The sequence below is a fragment of the Roseivirga sp. genome (assembly GCF_965216855.1).
Classification (GTDB): domain Bacteria; phylum Bacteroidota; class Bacteroidia; order Cytophagales; family Cyclobacteriaceae; genus Roseivirga.
Genome location: NZ_OZ244204.1, coordinates 4,360,236 through 4,378,279, shown reverse-complemented (window position 1 = coordinate 4,378,279; position 18,044 = coordinate 4,360,236). Strand labels below are relative to the sequence as shown.

Here is an 18,044-nt window from a genome sequence, read left to right as displayed (position 1 = left end):
GTTGATATTAGCCCCTGACATCGATTCATTTTCATGAAGAGCATCAAACCCATTACCGCTGAAATGACCTGGGCCATCCGCCATCAGGTACTCTGGCCTAATGAACCTTTCGACTACGTCAAAATCTCTACTGATGAGGAAGGTATTCATCTGGGCTGCTTTGTGGATGATGAACTGGTGGCGGTAATCTCTGGCTTCATCAATCATGAAACGAAAGAAGCCCAGTTTAGAAAATTCGCTACACTGCCGGAAGAACAAGGCAAAGGTTATGGAACTCTACTCCTCTCTCATCTCATAAAGGAGATGACCGAACGAGGAGCCAAAAGAATCTGGTGTAATGCCAGGCTCAATGCTACTTCGCTTTATGAACGACATGGTATGCACAAAACGGACCAATACTTCGAAAAAGGCGGTTTTGACTATGTGGTGATGGAGATGGTGGTTGATTAGCTAATTTGAAAATGAGTTGATTGGGGTGATGATGTCCTCCCCCTGCCCCCTCCAAAGGGGGACAACTAAGTCCGATGCTATCGGCTACTGCAACTAGTCCTCGTTTGAAACGAGGACCAGGAACGGTCGAACCCCTCAAGGCCACTTCATCGATTATCTAAATTTTAATATCTAACACCTATTATCTCGCTACTACCGGAACTCTTTAAGTCAAAAAGTATTTAATTGCCGTGGATGCATCCGCTAAGAGTCCATATTGAAGAGCTGATTCCATTGACTGATGAGGAATTCGAGTTTATTCTCAGTCATTTTGAGCCCATCAAAAGGCGTAAACATCAATACCTTGTTCAGGAGGGTGAATTAGTGAACAAAGAGTTCTGGATAATCAAAGGCTGTGTAAGAAGCTCTGTCCTGAGTGATGATGGCAAAGAACATATTCTTCAATTCGGAATGGAAAACTGGTGGATCACCGACTATGAATCTTTCGTCAAAAGAACTCCCTCTAAAATATCCATTGACTGCCTTGAAGACACAGAGCTATTCGCCATCAGCCATAGTAACCGCGAAAAGCTAACGGCAGAAATGCATAAAATGGAACGTTTCTGGGCCAAAAAGAGCAAACTCGGTCGCATTTCACTTCAGAACCGATTGTTGAGCATGATGACTCAATCGGCACAAGAACGATATGAGCAATTACTGGAGCAGTATCCTCAACTGCTTCAACGGGTCCCTAAGAAATACATCGCTTCTTATCTGGGTGTCTCCAGAGAAACCCTCAGTCGTTTCCATCAATAGTGTGATCTACATCACTTCATAATAGTGATGTACCTCCTCCTCCAGCCCTTCCCTCTTCCAGAACTTTGTAATCAAATAAGTTCTAACAAAAATTATTAAGCAATGCCTTATGTAAACATTCAGGTTACAGATGAAAATGTAACCAAAGAGCAGAAGCTGCAATTAGTGCAGGGAGTTACGCAATTACTGGTAGATGTATTGGACAAAAAACCGGAAACGACTCATATCGTGATTCAGGAAGTACCAACAGATAATTGGGGCGTAAAGGGAAATCTATATTCAGAACTCAAAAAGTAAAAGGTCATTATGGAAACTAAAAGAGTAATTATCACCGGTGCTTCAACCGGAATTGGAAAATCTATCGCTCAGCACTTTTTGTCCAAAGGTCATCAACTGGTTATTAATTCTGAAAACGAGGATAGACTGGACGCTACCGCTCGTGAATTGGGGCACTCAGATCGCCTGGTGGCTATCGCTGGAGACATCAGCCAGAAGGCTGTAGGTGAACAATTGGTTCAGGCCGCAATCGAAGCCTTCGGTGGTGTCGATGTATTGATCAACAATGCTGGAGTATTCGCTCCAAAACCATTCCTTGAAGTTGAGGAAAGCGATATTGATCGCTATATGAACATTAACCTGAAGGGTACTTACTTTGCCTCGCAGGCTGCTATCAGACAAATGGTAGCACAGGGTCAGGGTGGTACTGTCATTAACAATGGTACTGTGTTGGTAGATCATGCCATTGCAGGTTTCCCTTGTTCAGCGCCACTCGCCAGCAAAGGTGCCATTCATACACTCACAAGACATCTGGCTGCCGAGTTTGGTAAAGACAATATTAGGGTGAATACGATCGCTCCCGGTATTATCAGAAGCCCATTACAAGGTAAAATTGGTGTGGAAGATGCCGATAGCCTGGCAGGGTTACACCTGGTGAACAGAATCGGTGAACCGGAAGAAGTGGCCGAAGCTGCCTATTATCTGGCCTTCGCCTCGTTTGTTACGGGTGACACGCTCCATGTAGGTGGCGGTCATGCAATTGGTCACAGCCTTTAAGCCTTGAGTGATGACTGAGAGCATGAACAAAATCGCTGAAATGATCAGCATCTATTTCGATGGACTCTTTTATGGTGATACAGATAAACTGGAGCAGGTGTTTCTCAAGGGCAGCTATCTATATGGCGACATCAAGGGTCAGCCTTATGCCAAAAGCCTGGATGAATACCTTGAAGGTGTGAAGAACAGGAAGAGCCCAAGTGAAATGGATGAGACGCAAAACATGCAGATTCTATCTATTGAAGTACTCGGCCAAATGGCTACTGCTCGTCTGCGGGTACCCATGCTGGGGTTTAATTACTATGACTTTCTTTCTCTGGCTTTAATTGATGGAGAATGGAAGATAGTGAACAAGCTTTTTGTTCACGTTGATTAGAGAAAGTTAGGTTTCTTTGTTGTGCTAATGGCCCTCCGGAAAATGCTCAGGCAGACTTCGGAGGGTTTTCTTGTTGATATCAGTGTGTCTTGTCCTCCCCCTCCCCCCTCCAAAGGGGGATAACTAAGTCCGATACAGACCTGGCTTGCACGAATGTCCTCCGCTGGCGGAGGTGTCCGAAGGACGGAGGTGGACATTCTTCTATACTCACTCTGAATAACGGTGAACATGACCGCTCCAGTCCCGTCTTTGCGAGAAATAAAACCTGTGATAACAAGGTTTTATGACGAAGCAATCTCTCTGCAAACTTTCCCCTGGCCCCTAAAGGGGTATTACTGTATCAGATCCGTTGACTCGTCCTAAAATAAGTTTACAGTTTTGACTTATAATTTTCTATTTTGAGTTAAACGAAAGACCTGCCAATGCTATGACTTAATGTTAGATCCCTCCTTGCACTCGGGATGGAAAGAACCGATACAGTGCATGACTGATTACTCTTAAAATAGTACTCACCATAACGGGTTTAAAGCACAAAACCTCCAACATGGTCAGTCAATCGGTGGGGACACCAATTGTGGCAACAGTAGGTGCAAATGCCCCCGGTCGCTAAAGGGGTATCATTGTATCAGATTCGTTGACTCAGCTGGTTTTCTATCTTGGGTGAAAGGAAAGAGCCACAGAAACCGTCTCTATAACACGTCATTCCCGCGCAGGCGGGAATCCCTATAGTATCTCAATCTCAGACCATAAAGAGTATTGTCTACTTAACGATCCGTAATTAGACTGCCGTTAGGCATGAATGACGGTGAGCATGACCGCACCGGTACCGTCTTTGCGAGAAATAAAACCTGTGATAACAAGGTTTTATGACGAAGCAATCTCTCTGCAAATTTTCCCCTGGCCCCTAAAGGGGTATCATTGTATCAGATTCGTTGACTCATCTGGTTTTCTATCTGGGCTGAAGTCGACATCAACAAAAAACCGATGAGCAATGCCCATCGGTTTTCTAAATTCTTATCGCTAAATACTAGTTCTTACTTCTTCAGTCCTGGTAAACCTTCTGGTTTAGCCTGATGCCAGTAGAAGGTCTCTGCCTTTTTCTTGCGAGGATATACTTCATCCAGCGTATTGGCATCGTAGAGTCTACCATTCTTCATCACCTGATAGATCTTGTTGGTGTTTCTGATGTTATTCAGTGGATTGTCATTGAGGATCACCAGATCAGCCAGCTTACCGGCTTCAATAGATCCGATGTCACCTTCAAGGCCTAAAGCAGTAGCGCCTAAGATAGTGGCTACTTTAAGGGCATCATGTGCTTTCATTTCAGAAGCTACTGACCAAAGTTCCCAGTGATAGCCCAAACCTTGTAACTGGCCGTGGCTACCTACACCGGCTAAACCGCCCTGAGTCACAATCTTATTCACTCCTTCACTATGCTTGCGGAATACGTGCTCTTCGTCCATGAACCATCCCGGTCTACGTCTCGACTTGGAAGCCAATTCATCGTAAGGAGTGAAATACTGCATTTTAGCATCATGGTAAGGATTCTCACGGCTGTAGAAGTAATTCTCAGCCCATGGACCACCATAAGACACCAATAATGTTGGTGTGTATGCCATCTTCGATTCTGCTACGGCATGCGTTACATCATAGTATAATGGCGCAATTGGTAATGAATGCTCATGTCCCGGGTATCCATCAATCAACTGAGTCATGTTCATCTTGAAATCAAGACCACCTTCTGTAGTAGGCATCAATTCCTGTTCTTTAGCAGCTTCAATCACCCATTGTCTTTGCTTACGATTACCCACCAGGTACATCTTGATGGTTTTGGTGTTGTAGTACTCACTGTATTGCTTCAACACTCTTCTTGTGTGATCAAGGTCTTTCAGGTTATACATCCAGTAACCTACACCCGGTCCGGTTGAATAAACTCTTGGGCCATAAAGGTCACCAGTTTCAACAAGGTCAGCGTATGTCAATACGTCTGTAGTAGCAGTCTGAGGGTCACGGGTAGCGGTTACACCATAAGCCAGGTTAGCAGCATAAATCCACACCTGATTTTTGTGTAAGCCCCATGCCGGCCACATGTGGGCGTGTGTGTCGATAAAGCCTGGAACAATAGTCTTACCTGACATATCGATGGTTTGTGTACCACGAGGCACAGTCAGTGAACCGCTGGTACCTACCGCTTTAATTCGGGCATTCTCGATCAGAATATCTCCGTTTTCGATTACCTCATCACCATTCATGGTAATAATTCGGGCACCTTTGAGCAGGGCTCTTCCTTCAGGAATATCCTTTTCTGCCATTACCTTCACTCTGAACTCTTCAGGCTGATAGCCTTCATCTTTCTTCTCTTCTTTCTGGTCGTCTTCTTTGGCTTCCGCTTCGTCTCCTTCTTCCTTCTCTTCATCATCCTTGGCTTCTGCTTTGGCCTTGGCTGCTTCTTTCTTAGCGGTTTTCACGCTATCGGCATAAGCCTCAGCTTCATCCAGGTCATAGATGAAATGAGCATTACCGATAGACCAGTGTACCTTTTTGGCATCTGATGACCAGGCAGGGAACTGTCCACCGATTTCCGTCAATTTCATTGAAGGGAACTGGGAAGAAGCGGGGTTAGACACTGAAATGGTTGGTGTTTGTCCAAGCTTTGGCACTGTAACCACATAGATATCATTGTTGATCAAAGCTATGGCTTTATCTCCTTCAGGAGCCATGTAAATAGAAGTTGCTCTGGTAGGAGGATTATTTTCTCTCCAGCCATCGCCTTCCTCTAAAGAAGTTCCACCACTGGTAGTTTGGTTTTCTACTGACCATGGATCATATATCTCATAAGGAGACTCATGATGATCAGCGATCGATCCGTAGGTAGTGATACCGGTTATTCTTACAATTTGCTTCTCGTCAGTTCCATCCCAACGCACAGAGCTCAGGCCATTGAAACTGCTGAGATAGATTCTGTCGTCACCTTTAACAAAGTGTGGTCCGCTTCTACCCTGAGTTTTCATAATAAAGTTTACATCTCCACCATCGGCAGAAATCCAATTCAGGTCTTCAGAAGCTCTGGCGGCACCAGGTCCTGAAGCATCTTTAAGGTTCTGGGCACTTCCCTGAGTGAATACAATTCTGTTATTAGATGCCCAAACAGGGGTTTGATAGATCGCAGGTTCCTTTGTGAGTTTAACCGGACGTGGTCTGCCTTCTACATTCACTTTGTAGATTGAACCACCTTCGGTATCTGACCAGGTCACGAATGCTACCATTTTACCATCAGGTGACCAGGTAGGCATGGCTTCGGTCATATCGAATTCAGTCAGTCGTCTTGGTTCACCGTCAGGAATGCTCATCACATACAGTCTGTTCAATGCAGTAAAGGCCAGTTGCGTACCATCGGGAGAAGGTACTCCGTCACGGATTTGATTGACAACCATTTCCTTATCGTCAGAAATCGGGTATTCGAACTTCAGCCTTGGTCCCATTTCCAGCTTCACATCAACATCCAGAGGAATCTCAGTGACTTTACCTCCCTGGATGGCCACTCTGTAAAGCTTTCCACCCCATGAAGTGATTACCTCTTTTGAATCGGGAGTGAAAGACATTGCAGGTAATACACCTAATGGAGCAATTGACTCCTGCTCATCGCGCTGAATCGGATAGGCCAACCATCTCTCATCACCGCTATTCATATCGCGCAATACTAAGCCGGTTTCATCCTCATAGCGAGAACCATAAACCATCCATTTGCCATCAGGTGACAACGTTGGAGTAAAGGCTGATCCATATCTTGAAGTCACTGTAGATCGGTTTCCATTTTCACGATCATACATACCAATCTGATACTGTGGTAGTTGTGCATTGTAATTCCATGCACCATTTCTCTGAGAGAAGTAGATATAACGTCCATCAGGAGAGAAAGCCGGTTCAATCACTTTCAGGCCGGAAGGACTGCTGATGATCTGGAAACCTCCACCCCCATCTTTATGGTACATGAATAGTTTGTGATTACGTCTTCCTTTGGTCACTACAATATAGTCCCCATCAGGTGACCATTCAGCTGACTGTACCCATTCGTTATTACTTTTGGTGATCTGGGTGAACTCTTCCGTCTCAAGGTCCATGATCCAGGCATTGTCTGAGCCACTTCTGTCTGAAGTAAACACAATGCTCTTGCCATCAGGGCTGTAACGTGGATGTGTGTCATAGGCCATACCATCAGTAATTCTGGTGGCTTTACCGCCAGAGATCGGCATGGTATACAAGTCGCCCAACATATCGAAGGCAATAGTTTTACCATCAGGTGACACGTCTACTGAAATCCAGGTACCCTCCTTGGTATTGAACTCCAATAGCCTTTCCGCTTTAAGCGGCAGGTCTTTATAGGTTTTCTGATTGAATTTAGAGGTATCTGATTTTTCCTCCTGCCAGGCATTGGCCTGGTTCAGTCCCGTAGACCAAAAGACTCCGGCAGCCAATGCCACCGCCAGCCATTGGCGCAGGTTCCTTGGTTTGATCAAGTGTATCATAGTTTGCTTGGTTAATTCGCAATGTAGCTTTGAATTTAAGAATTATCAGCTACGGTCTAATCTGAATATTGGTTAACATTGCGAAAAAAGCAGCATGGCTCAGAAGAGAAAGTCGAACTCACGATCAGCGAAGAGAGGAAAAAGCAGTAAGCAGCAAAGATCTAAGGGAGGTTCATCCTTTGGCAGAATCCTACTGGGCTTATTCATTTTACTGGCTTTGGCCTATGGTGCTCTGGCTTTTAAGGAAGGCAAACTGGTTCCTGAGGTTTTAAGCGAATTAAAGCTGAAACTACCTGACCTCGACCAATCTGAAGTAGCAGAACCAGAAACAAAGCAAGAGGCTCCGAAAGAGGAAAAGAAAATTGAAGCTCAGCCCGTTGAGGAAAATATCAGTGAAGAAAGCCCTGAAGAAACTCCTTTCGATTATGATGCCTTCGACTTGTACTTTACCGCTGCTTTTGACTTCATGTGGCCGGCCTACACGGCCAATGATGCCATTATTGAAAGACCCTATTACACCATCCGCTATAACGAAGAGCACGAGCAAGCTGCCTGGGTAGCGTATAAGCTGGTGGCCGATTCACTGAATCAAACTACCTATGAGCGAAAAGACAATTTCCGAGAAGACCCCAGGGTAAGGTCAGGCTCTGCTTCCCTGGATGATTATAAAGGCTCAGGTTACGACAGAGGCCACCTCGCTCCCGCTGCCGATTTCTCATACGATGAGTTTGCCCTCTCTCAAAGCTTCTACATGAGCAACATGAGTCCTCAGAACCCCAGCTTCAATCGGGGTGTATGGAAAAAGCTGGAAGATCAGGTTCGTGACTGGGCCAAAGCCAATCAGGCTGTCTATGTTGTAACTGGTCCTGTACTTAATAAGCGTTTCAAGACCATTGGTAAGAATCAGGTGTCTGTTCCTGAATACTACTACAAGATTGTGCTGGACATAGAAAAGCCGGAGGTTAAAGCCATTGCTTTTCTGATGAAGAATGAAAAGTCATCGGCCGATTTGAGCACCTTTGTAGTGACTATCGATGAATTGGAGAAACTCACCAGTCTGGACTTCTTCCCTTCTATGCCGGATGAATTGGAAAATGCTCTGGAATCGTCAAAAATGACTTCGAGGTGGTTTAAGTAGTAGCGTCACAGCATGTTCCACACCAGATTAATTAATAGAGAGATTCTGAAATCAATTCAGAATGACGAGAGATACAGAAGACGCAGGGTGGAAAGACTACCAGCGAGTCTATTTTATGTGCTCAATATTTCAGGCATAAAAAAACCCTGAATAAGTTCAGGGTTCGATCAAAGCTTTTTAAAGGTGGTTTATTGATCCTTTTTTCTGGTGGCGGTAATTTCGAGACTACCATCATCTGTGTGCGCATAGCCTTCCAGATCATCTCCATCGAATTTCCATTCGAAATCAACCATTCCACCATCTACTTCAGAAGAGCCTTCAAGAATCATGTCCTTAAAAGTCACATCTTCCAATTCAATGGTACCATAAACGCTGCTTTTAATCACTACTTCATAACCTTCAGCAGTTTTTGAAATAGTCAGCTCACCGGTTAAATCACCTTCGGGGGTTGGTACCACGTACTTCCAGACGCCTGAAGGATCGTATTCAGTTTGCGCCATAGATTGGTTCATTGAAAATAACGATAACAGCATGGCCATTACGCTAAACATCATGGTTCTTTTGAAAATTTGCATTGTTTTCATGATTGAGTTTTTGATTTGCGTTTGATAGATGCATCAAAATACTCAAAGGTTGCTTTGGTGAGAAGCAATTCACGAGAAACTATTGCATATGTCTTAATTACAATACTTTTTCAGGGCATCATTAGCTTCTTCGGCACCCAGTGCTTTGGCCCTGGTGAAGTCATTACAGGCACTTCTGCTTTGATTCATGGCAATTTTGAGTGCACCTCTGTAGAGAAACGCTTCAGCGTTCTTGTTATCGAAATTAATCGCCTGATCATAATTCTCACGGGCTTCCGGAAACTCACCCTGCTGGTGCAAAGATCTGCCTTTCAATAAATAAGCGGTAGATACACGGCCATCTACTTCAATTACCTTATCGAAATAATAAATGGCTTTGGTAAAGTCTTTCTGATTGTACCAGTACTTACCCATACTCAGGTTAGCATTGAGATTATCACCATCCAGGTCAAGCACCTTTTCGAAATCGGTTTTGGCATTGCTCAATTGACCTAATTCTTCATAAGCCCTGCCTCTGTTGTACAGCGACTTGACATCCTTTGGTTTGGTGGCGAGGTATTCGTCATAAGCCTGAATAGCCTCTCGATACTTTCCATCTTTAAATAATTGATCGGCTTCCCTGGTAACGCTATCATTACAGGCAGAAAATCCCACGGTCACTAATACCAATAAAAACCAGCCTAACTTCTTCATTCTTCCTATTCCTTCCAAAATGATCGGCAAAGGTAATGTATTCCCATTCTTTATAAAAGAAAAAGGGGCACAAGGCCCCTTTCCTCAGGTAGGGTGAAAGAACTACCCTTAAAGCAGGTCAAGCCTGCTACCCAATGTCAAAAACTCAAACAACTACTGATTAAAGGCCAAAGGCGGTACCAAAAAAAATAAACCACTGATTATCAGTGGCTTACATTATTTTATTCTCATGAAGAACTCCCAATGTGGGAATAATACTGTCAATACTAGACCGCTACGTTGTTTTCACGGAGGGCATCGTTGAGCGAAGTCTTCTTATCGGTGCTTTCCTTACGCTTACCAATAATCAGCGCTGTAGGCACCTGGAATTCACCGGCAGGGAATTTCTTGGTATATGAACCTGGAATAACAACAGATCTTTCAGGCACATATCCTTTATATTCTACTGGTTCAGAACCTGTTACATCAATGATTTTGGTACTTCCTGTCAGGGTAACATTCGCGCCTAAAACCGCTTCCTTACCTACTCTCACCCCTTCTACCACAATACATCTTGAACCGATAAAGGCATTGTCCTCAATAATTACCGGAGCAGCCTGAAGCGGTTCCAATACACCACCAATGCCTACTCCACCACTGAGATGCACATTCTTGCCAATTTGAGCACAGCTACCCACAGTCGCCCAGGTATCTACCATAGTACCCTCATCTACATAAGCACCTATGTTTACATAAGATGGCATCATAATTACACCCCTGCTCACGTAAGAACCATAACGTGCAATAGCATGAGGAACCACGCGAACTCCTTTTTGTGCATAGCCCGTTTTCAACTTCATCTTGTCATGAAACTCGAAAGGTCCCACTTCAATGGTTTGCATTTTCTGGATTGGGAAATAAAGGATCACTGCTTTCTTCACCCATTCATTTACGATCCAACCCTCTGGTGTAGGAGTAGCTACACGCTTATCACCATGGTCCAGATCTTCGATAATGGTCTTGATTGCAATCACCACTTCCTTGTCGTTCAATAAAGAACGATCGTCCCATGCTCTTTCAATAATGTCCTTGAGTTCCATTTATACCGTAGAAAATTTTATATTTAATTCAATTGATGAAAAAGACCAAAGTAGTCGTTGCCTCGCTGCTTAAGCCAATAGATGACACCCGGATGTACGAGAAGTTCGGCCTTTCGATGGCTGAAACAAATAAATATGATATTAATATCATAGGCTTTGATTCAAAAAATGTCAGATCGTCTCAGGGTATCAGCTTTTATCCGCATGGGCCGTTCACCCGGACCAGCATGGCGCGTATTTTTCAACCCTGGAGAATCTTCAGAAAACTAGTTAAACTTAAACCTGAAGTAATTATAGTTAATACACATGAATTACTGATAGTTACGTTTTGGTACAAAATTTTATTTGGTGGCAAATTTATCTATGATATCCGGGAGAATTATGCCAAAAACATCAGAGAAACTAATGTCTTCCCTGCTCTTCTCAGGTGGCCATTGGCTACCTGGGTAAGGCTAAAAGAGTGGTTGTCCAGGCCCCTGATAGACCATTATATTTTGGCCGAAAGGATATATGAAAGACAACTCCCCTTCCTTTCTTCCAGCCGAACCATTATCGAAAATAAGTACGCACCGCAACCAGAGGAATCTACTGCATATCGCGATCCGGACCCCAGTCATATCGACTTGCTCTACACCGGAACTATCTCTGAGTCTAATGGAATTTTCGATGCCATAGACATCACCAAATCCCTCCACCTGATTGACTCCAAAGTTAAGCTGCGGATAGTCGGTTACTGTGCGCTGAAGAAAGACCTGATGCGGCTGCATAAAGAGATAGAAAGCCACGACTTTATTGAACTCAATGGAGGCGATCATCTGGTGCCACATCGGGAGATTGTAGAGGCCATTCAAAAAGCAGACTTCGGCTTTGTTCTGAAAAAGCCGAACAATGGCACCAATGACGAGAAGATTCTCACCAGATTGTTCGAGTACACCGCCAATCAGCTCCCTATACTCCTGCTTAATAATCCTACCTGGATAGAATTCTGTGCACAATACCAGGCCGCTATTGAAGTAGATCCACAGGACTTCGATGCACAGACATTGCTTGAGAAGATGAAAACCACTGACTTTTACACGCAGGGCAATACCAATGACAGCCTTTGGTACAGTGAAAAAACACGCCTCCTCGACCTTATGGGTCAATTTTCTTAATCATCCCCTGCCTATCTCTCTTTATTCCATCATTTGACAAACCAAGTGTTACTAATTTTATAATTAGCTTTGCTATATCTTTTTTTTAGGTAAAACTAAATTTATATTTGCATTCAAATTGAGTGCTGTGTATAGTTTATCTGAAGAAAATTACCTGAAAGCCATTTACCACCTTTCCAACCAGGGAGAGGACAGTGTCAATACCAATGCCATTGCTGAAGAGATGAAAACAGCACCGGCATCGGTAAGTGATATGATCAGAAAGCTTTCTAAGAAGAAACTGGTAGAATACCAGAAATACAGAGGTGTAAGAATTTCTAAGAAGGGTAAAGAAATAGCCCTTAAAGTGATTCGTAAACACCGATTATGGGAGGTATTTCTGGTGGAGAAGCTCAATTTCAAGTGGGATGAAGTGCACGATGTAGCCGAGCAACTGGAGCATATCCAGTCCGGCCAGTTAATAGAGCGACTCGATGAACACCTTGGCTTTCCTAAGTTCGATCCGCATGGCGACCCAATACCCAATGCCAACGGAGAGCTGGCCCCTATTCCCACCACCACACTCAGTATGTTAAAGCCTGGTGATAAATGTCGGGTAGTATGTGCTAAAGACTCTTCCAGCGACTTATTGCTTTACCTCGACAAGATCAATATATCATTAGGTGCCAAGCTGGAAGTGACTGATTTCCATGACTTTGATGCTTCATTTTCTATTCAGATAGACGGAGCTAATCCCATTACGCTTTCCAGCAAAGTAACAGAACACATTATTGTAGAAGAGCTATGAACCCTGCACTGATTAACTTATTGGTTTTTGCTGGCGTGGTAATCGCCATATGGCTGGCCTATCGGTTTTTCAGCTCCAGAAATCCGTTGGAGAGCAGAATCAATCAGCAGAAAACCATTACTGAAGATATTCTCAAACAGCTTTACCATGTAGAGCAAAGTAAAAGCAGCGCCAACCTCGATAATCTGGCCGGAGCCCTTCAATTAAGCAGAAGAAAGATCTATCCGGTCATAGAGACTATGACTGGCTCCGGGCTGATCAACCTGCACGACAACCAGATTGAGCTGACTGAGGAAGGAAGACAATACGCCCTGAAAATCATACGGATTCACCGGTTATGGGAGAAATACCTGGCCGAACGCACAGGACACAAGGCCAGTGAATGGCATCACCTGGCTGAAAAGATGGAGCACAAGATCAGCGAAGAAGAAGCTCAAAAGCTGGAATCCTTCCTGGGCAACCCCATGTTCGACCCGCATGGCGACCCTATTCCCAGCGAGTCCGGTGAAATGAATAAAGTGAAGTGGGTACCTCTCCCCTCATTTGAAATGAATCAGCCCTGCAAAATCACACACATAGAAGATGAGCCGGGGGTGATCTACCAGCAAATACTGGAAAATAAGCTCTTTGTGGGCTCACATGTGATGCTACTACAAAAGGACAACAATGAAGTCAGCTTTGTCTGCGAAGGTGAAGAACATCGCTTTTCAACCATTGTGGCCGCCAACATTCATGTGGAAGCCTTGAGCGAAGATGAAATCTTCGAGGAAAATGCAGTGAGACTGTCAGCACTGCAATATGGAGAGACAGCCGAAGTGATTGGCCTGTCGAAAGAATGTCGAGGCGCCAATAGAAGGCGCTTACTAGACCTGGGCATACTTCCGGGCACCAAGGTAGAAGTAGACCTCAAAAGTCCACTACAGGACCCTGTAGCCTACAGGGTGAGAAATACCTCCATAGCCTTAAGAAATACACTGGCAGATTTGATTTTAATTAATAAAAGCTAAGCCTATGACAACGCATAGTTCCGCATGTGATGATTGTGCATTTCATAATGTGAATAGCCTCAAAAAACTGGGCATAGATACAGCTGATGTAGACTATGTCATTGCCCTGGCAGGCAACCCCAATACCGGTAAAAGCACTGTATTCAATGCCCTCACGGGTCTAAGACAGCATACAGGCAACTGGCCGGGTAAAACCGTAGTTCGGGCCGAAGGCGCCTATCAGTTCGATGAAAAGAAATACAAGATCATCGACTTACCGGGTACCTATTCCCTGCTCTCTACTTCTCAGGATGAAGAAGTGGCCAGAAACTTTATTCTTTTCGGCAAGCCGGATGTAACGGTCATTGTAGCCGATGCTACCCGGCTGGAGCTCAACCTGAACCTGGTATTGCAGATCCTTGAAATTACCAGCAAGGCCGTATTATGCCTGAATCTGGTCGATGAGGCCAAAAGACACAATATCAAGATAGACCAGCGTGAGCTGGCCAAAAAACTGGGCATCCCCGTGGTTGAAACCGTTGCCAGAACGCAGAAAGGTATTCCTGAGCTACTTTCCACCATCAGCGATGTGGCTTCCGGCAAAATTATCTGCAAACCCCGCAAGGTGAAAAACCTCTCAGGCCAGGTGGAAGAATCAGTTAACCAACTTTCAGCCGAAATAGAGAAGCAATTCCCCGGTTTGCCCAATAGCCGCTGGGTAGCCTTCAGGCTGTTAGAAGGCGATGAAAGGATAACGGAAGCAGTGCTTAACAATGAATTGAAGGAGTTAGTCTAATGGATAAGAAATCGGAAAACAGCATTGTGCAATTAGCTTCTGAGCTACGCTGGAAATTGGGAGACAATTTCCACGATAAGCTTACGGAAAGCCTTTATACCGATGCTTCTGAAATAGCCTCGAAGTCAATTGAAATGCCCGGCAAGGAAAGAAACTATACCCTTGACAGCAAAATTGACCGAATTGTTACCAGTAGAAAGTGGGGATTCCCGATCATGATCGGTATCCTGGCCGTGGTGCTGTGGCTAACCATAACGGGAGCCAATTACCCCTCTGGCCTGCTCTTCAACTTATTGATTGACTCGGCCTACCCTGCGCTGAAAAGCTTCTCAGACAGTATCAATCTGGTCTGGTGGCTCGATGGTTTGTTGATTGATGGCATTTACCTGGCGGTTGCCTGGGTAGTTTCCGTGATGTTGCCTCCTATGGCCATCTTCTTCCCGCTGTTTACCCTGCTGGAAGACTTCGGTTATCTGCCCAGAGTAGCTTTTAACCTCGATGCACTCTTCAGAAGAGCCGGAGCCCATGGCAAGCAGGCCCTCACCATGAGTATGGGCTGGGGATGTAATGCCGCAGGCGTAATCGCCACGCGGATCATTGATAGCCCAAGAGAACGATTAATCGCCATCATCACCAATAACTTTTCCCTTTGCAATGGCCGCTGGCCAACACAAATACTCATTGCCACCATCTTTATTGGCGCCCTGGTGCCCGCCTCTCTTTCAGGCACAATAGCCGCTTTCTCAGTGATCGGCATCGCCCTGGTCGGTGTTGGCTTTATGTTCCTGACTTCCTGGTTATTGTCCAGAACGGTATTGAAAGGTGAAGTATCCACCTTCACTTTGGAGCTTCCTCCCTATCGACCACCACGATTCTGGCAGACCATCTATACCTCCATTATCGACAGAACACTGATAGTCCTTTGGAGAGCTGTGATATTTGCAGCCCCTGCAGGAGCAGTGATCTGGCTCGTTTCCAATATTCAGGTGGGTGAACTTACTTTGGCCAATCAGTTGATTGACTGGATGAATCCATTTGGTCTGTTTTTAGGTCTGAATGGAGTAATCCTGCTCGCCTATATCATTGCTATTCCTGCCAATGAGATCATTATCCCCACTATCCTGATGCTGACAGTGGCTAACCTTAACCTGATTGGTTATGGTAGCGGTGATGGCGTCATGTTCGAACTGGATTCTACCCTTGACACGGCCAATGTATTGATGGCTGGTGGCTGGACCGTGCTCACAGGAGTTAATCTGATGCTCTTTAGTCTGCTTCATAATCCGTGTAGTACAACCATCTACACCATTTATAAGGAAACTAAAAGTGTCAAGTGGACGGCAGTGGCCAGTATACTTCCGGTTATTATGGGTTTTGTCGTGTGTTTTCTGGTTACCCAGTTTTGGCACTTGTTGAGCTAAGAGATATCCCACTCTTTCCATCCCGAGGATACGAGGGATTTGCTTTCGCCTACTCAACCAGCAACCGCATGATTAGCCAGATGAAGCAGATGCTTCGGCTTCGCTCAACATGAAAAGTTTGTCCCTCTCTTTCCATCCCGAGGATACGAGGGACCTATCTTCGCCTACTCACCCATCAACAGCATGATTAGCCGGCTGAAGCAGATGCTTCGGCTTCGCTCAGCATGAAAAAGTTTGTCCCTCTCTTTCCATCCCGAGGATACGAGGGATCTACCTTCGCCTACTCACCCAGCAAAAGCATGATTAGCCAAATGAAGCAGATACTTCGGCTTCGCTCAGCATGAAAAGCTTGTCCCACTCTTTCCATCCCGAGGAAAAGAGGGATTTACCTCGCCTACTCACCCAGCGACAGCATGATTAGCCAGATGAAGCAGATGCTTCGGCTTCGCTCAGCATGAAAAGCTTGTCCCACTCTTTCCATCCCGAGGAAAAGAGGGATTTACCTCGCCTACTCACCCAGCGACAGCATGATTAGCCAGATGAAGCAGATGCTTCGGCTTCGCTCAGCATGAAAAGTTTGTCCCACTCTTTCCATCCCGAGGATACGAGGGATCTGCCTTTACTCAATAAGCCAACAGAAGCACGGTTAACCCACTATGGCGGATACTTCGGCTTCGCTCAGCATGGAAAGGGTAAGTAAGAGATATCAAGCATTTGCCCCGATTCATAAGCAGCTATCCAATCGAAAACTTATCTTTGCCCCATGCAACATCTCCTGCAAAATGAAGACACCATTATCGCACTGGCTACCCCTCAGGGTATTGGTGCTATTGGGGTAATCCGCCTGAGCGGAAAAGATGCGATAAACCTTACTAATCAGGTATTTAAAGGAAAAGACCTGACTCAGCAGGAGTCGCATACGATTCATTTTGGGACAATCCGGGATGAGGACAATCGCATCCTCGATGAGGTATTGATCTCCCTTTTCATAGCTCCCAAGTCCTTTACCAAGGAAAATGTGGTAGAAATCTCCTGCCATGGATCGAGCTTCATTATTAAGCAAATCATACAGTTGCTGATCAGAAAGGGAGCACGTCCCGCTAAACCCGGTGAGTTCACCAAGCGCGCCTTTATGAACGGGCAATTCGACTTAGCCCAGGCAGAAGCAGTAGCTGACCTCATCAATGCCGATACCGAAGCAGCCCATAATACCGCACTCAATCAGATGCGTGGTGGTTTCTCCGGAGAGATTAAAAGACTCCGCGATGAGTTGATCCACTTTGCCTCCATGATTGAACTGGAGCTCGATTTTGGCGAAGAAGATGTCGAATTCGCCAGCCGCGATGACCTGAAAGACCTGGTCAACAAGTTACTGGTTGTGGTGAATGCCCTCATCCAAAGCTTTGACCTGGGCAATGTGATCAAGAATGGTGTGCCTACCGTGATTGCGGGTAAACCCAATGCCGGTAAGTCTACCCTGCTCAATGCACTGCTGAAAGAAGAAAAAGCTATTGTCTCCGATATTGCCGGTACTACCCGCGACTTTATCGAAGATGAGATCGTCATCGGTGGTGTAGCCTTCCGTTTTATCGACACGGCCGGACTGCGGGAAACTACTGATGCCATCGAGAAGATTGGTGTGGAACGCACCCAGGCTAAGATGAAGACCGCCTCTATGATCATTTACCTGTTCGATCTTTCGCAGGTGGATATTGTAGAGATGAACAAGGAAATTAATGTGCTGGAAAACACCGGAGTGCCATTCCTGAAAGTTGGCAACAAGCTGGACAAGGTGGATGAGAGCCTGGTTGAAAAGCTCCAGGAACAACATCCGGATATGCTTTTCCTCTCTGCCAACTCTCCTGAACAGGTAGAGCTTTTAAAAGACCGCATCCTCGAACTCGTCAACCTGGACAAGTTCAAACGGGGAGATACCGTAGTCACCAATATCCGTCATTACGACTCCCTCCTGCAAACCAAAAATGCCCTGATGAATGTCATCGAAGGCATCGACAACCAGGTGACTAATGACTTTGTCGCCATGGACATCCGCCAGGCCCTGCACTACTTAGGTGAGATCACAGGAGAAATCACAACAGATGATCTGCTGGCGAATATTTTCTCGAAATTTTGTATCGGGAAGTAAGTAACTATCTATTCCGTTGAAAATCTGAGCTTGTTCGAGTAAAACTTCCTTGAATTTTAT

The 18,044-nt window shown here is 45.2% G+C and carries 16 protein-coding genes; 12 read left to right on the top strand and 4 right to left on the bottom strand.

Annotated features, from left to right (window positions below; genetic code table 11):
* Positions 1-33: 33 nt before the first annotated feature.
* The 5 genes from ACOOEY_RS19365 to ACOOEY_RS19345 all read left to right on the top strand — a co-directional run bounded on the left by ACOOEY_RS19365 (position 34) and on the right by ACOOEY_RS19345 (position 2,674).
* Entirely contained in the window at positions 34-450 is a 417-nt protein-coding gene (locus ACOOEY_RS19365; RefSeq protein WP_420386378.1) for a GNAT family N-acetyltransferase, read from the top strand.
* Between the two features lie 234 nt (positions 451-684).
* Entirely contained in the window at positions 685-1,245 is a 561-nt protein-coding gene (locus ACOOEY_RS19360; RefSeq protein ID WP_420386377.1) for a Crp/Fnr family transcriptional regulator, read from the top strand.
* A gap of 102 nt (positions 1,246-1,347) precedes the next feature.
* Complete coding sequence (locus ACOOEY_RS19355; RefSeq protein WP_420386376.1) at positions 1,348-1,542, top strand: tautomerase family protein; 195 nt, start codon at positions 1,348-1,350, stop codon at positions 1,540-1,542.
* Positions 1,543-1,551: 9 nt separating this feature from the next.
* Complete coding sequence (locus tag ACOOEY_RS19350; protein ID WP_420386375.1) at positions 1,552-2,298, top strand: SDR family NAD(P)-dependent oxidoreductase; 747 nt, start codon at positions 1,552-1,554, stop codon at positions 2,296-2,298.
* Between the two features lie 22 nt (positions 2,299-2,320).
* Positions 2,321-2,674, top strand: coding sequence for a nuclear transport factor 2 family protein (locus ACOOEY_RS19345; RefSeq protein ID WP_420386374.1), 354 nt, complete (start codon positions 2,321-2,323; stop codon positions 2,672-2,674).
* Positions 2,675-3,708: 1,034 nt separating this feature from the next.
* Here the strand turns inward: ACOOEY_RS19345 and ACOOEY_RS19340 are convergent.
* Positions 3,709-7,200: an amidohydrolase family protein gene (locus ACOOEY_RS19340; RefSeq protein ID WP_420386373.1), complete on the bottom strand. Its 3,492-nt coding sequence runs from the start codon at positions 7,198-7,200 to the stop codon at positions 3,709-3,711.
* Between the two features lie 94 nt (positions 7,201-7,294).
* Between ACOOEY_RS19340 and ACOOEY_RS19335 the strand changes: the two genes are divergently transcribed.
* A complete protein-coding gene (locus ACOOEY_RS19335; protein WP_420386372.1) occupies positions 7,295-8,338 on the top strand; it encodes a DNA/RNA non-specific endonuclease in 1,044 nt (347 codons plus the stop codon).
* Between the two features lie 188 nt (positions 8,339-8,526).
* Here ACOOEY_RS19335 and ACOOEY_RS19330 read toward each other — a convergent pair whose 3' ends face one another.
* From ACOOEY_RS19330 to ACOOEY_RS19320, 3 genes are all read right to left on the bottom strand, one after another.
* Positions 8,527-8,922 carry a hypothetical protein gene (locus ACOOEY_RS19330; RefSeq protein WP_420386371.1) on the bottom strand — a complete coding sequence of 132 codons (396 nt, stop codon included), beginning with the start codon at positions 8,920-8,922 and terminating at the stop codon, positions 8,527-8,529.
* Between the two features lie 93 nt (positions 8,923-9,015).
* A complete protein-coding gene (locus ACOOEY_RS19325; protein ID WP_420386370.1) occupies positions 9,016-9,615 on the bottom strand; it encodes a tetratricopeptide repeat protein in 600 nt (199 codons plus the stop codon).
* A gap of 266 nt (positions 9,616-9,881) precedes the next feature.
* On the bottom strand, positions 9,882-10,694 hold the full coding sequence (locus tag ACOOEY_RS19320; RefSeq protein ID WP_420386369.1) for a 2,3,4,5-tetrahydropyridine-2,6-dicarboxylate N-succinyltransferase: 813 nt from the start codon (positions 10,692-10,694) through the stop codon (positions 9,882-9,884).
* A 35-nt stretch (positions 10,695-10,729) separates the two neighbouring features.
* Between ACOOEY_RS19320 and ACOOEY_RS19315 the strand changes: the two genes are divergently transcribed.
* The 6 genes from ACOOEY_RS19315 to mnmE all read left to right on the top strand — a co-directional run bounded on the left by ACOOEY_RS19315 (position 10,730) and on the right by mnmE (position 17,984).
* Positions 10,730-11,848: a glycosyltransferase gene (locus ACOOEY_RS19315; RefSeq protein ID WP_420386368.1), complete on the top strand. Its 1,119-nt coding sequence runs from the start codon at positions 10,730-10,732 to the stop codon at positions 11,846-11,848.
* A gap of 127 nt (positions 11,849-11,975) precedes the next feature.
* Entirely contained in the window at positions 11,976-12,635 is a 660-nt protein-coding gene (locus ACOOEY_RS19310; RefSeq protein WP_420386367.1) for a metal-dependent transcriptional regulator, read from the top strand.
* Positions 12,632-13,642, top strand: a complete 1,011-nt coding sequence (locus ACOOEY_RS19305; protein WP_420386366.1) for a DtxR family transcriptional regulator — start codon at positions 12,632-12,634, stop codon at positions 13,640-13,642. Before ACOOEY_RS19310 ends, ACOOEY_RS19305 begins: the two co-directional genes overlap by 4 nt.
* 4 nt (positions 13,643-13,646) lie before the next feature.
* Positions 13,647-14,417, top strand: a complete 771-nt coding sequence (locus ACOOEY_RS19300) for a FeoB small GTPase domain-containing protein (RefSeq protein ID WP_420386365.1) — start codon at positions 13,647-13,649, stop codon at positions 14,415-14,417.
* Complete coding sequence (locus ACOOEY_RS19295) at positions 14,417-15,838, top strand: nucleoside recognition domain-containing protein (RefSeq protein WP_420386364.1); 1,422 nt, start codon at positions 14,417-14,419, stop codon at positions 15,836-15,838. Before ACOOEY_RS19300 ends, ACOOEY_RS19295 begins: the two co-directional genes overlap by 1 nt.
* A 763-nt stretch (positions 15,839-16,601) precedes the next feature.
* Positions 16,602-17,984 carry a tRNA uridine-5-carboxymethylaminomethyl(34) synthesis GTPase MnmE gene (gene mnmE, locus ACOOEY_RS19290; RefSeq protein WP_420386363.1) on the top strand — a complete coding sequence of 461 codons (1,383 nt, stop codon included), beginning with the start codon at positions 16,602-16,604 and terminating at the stop codon, positions 17,982-17,984.
* The last annotated feature ends 60 nt before the right edge of the window (positions 17,985-18,044 follow it).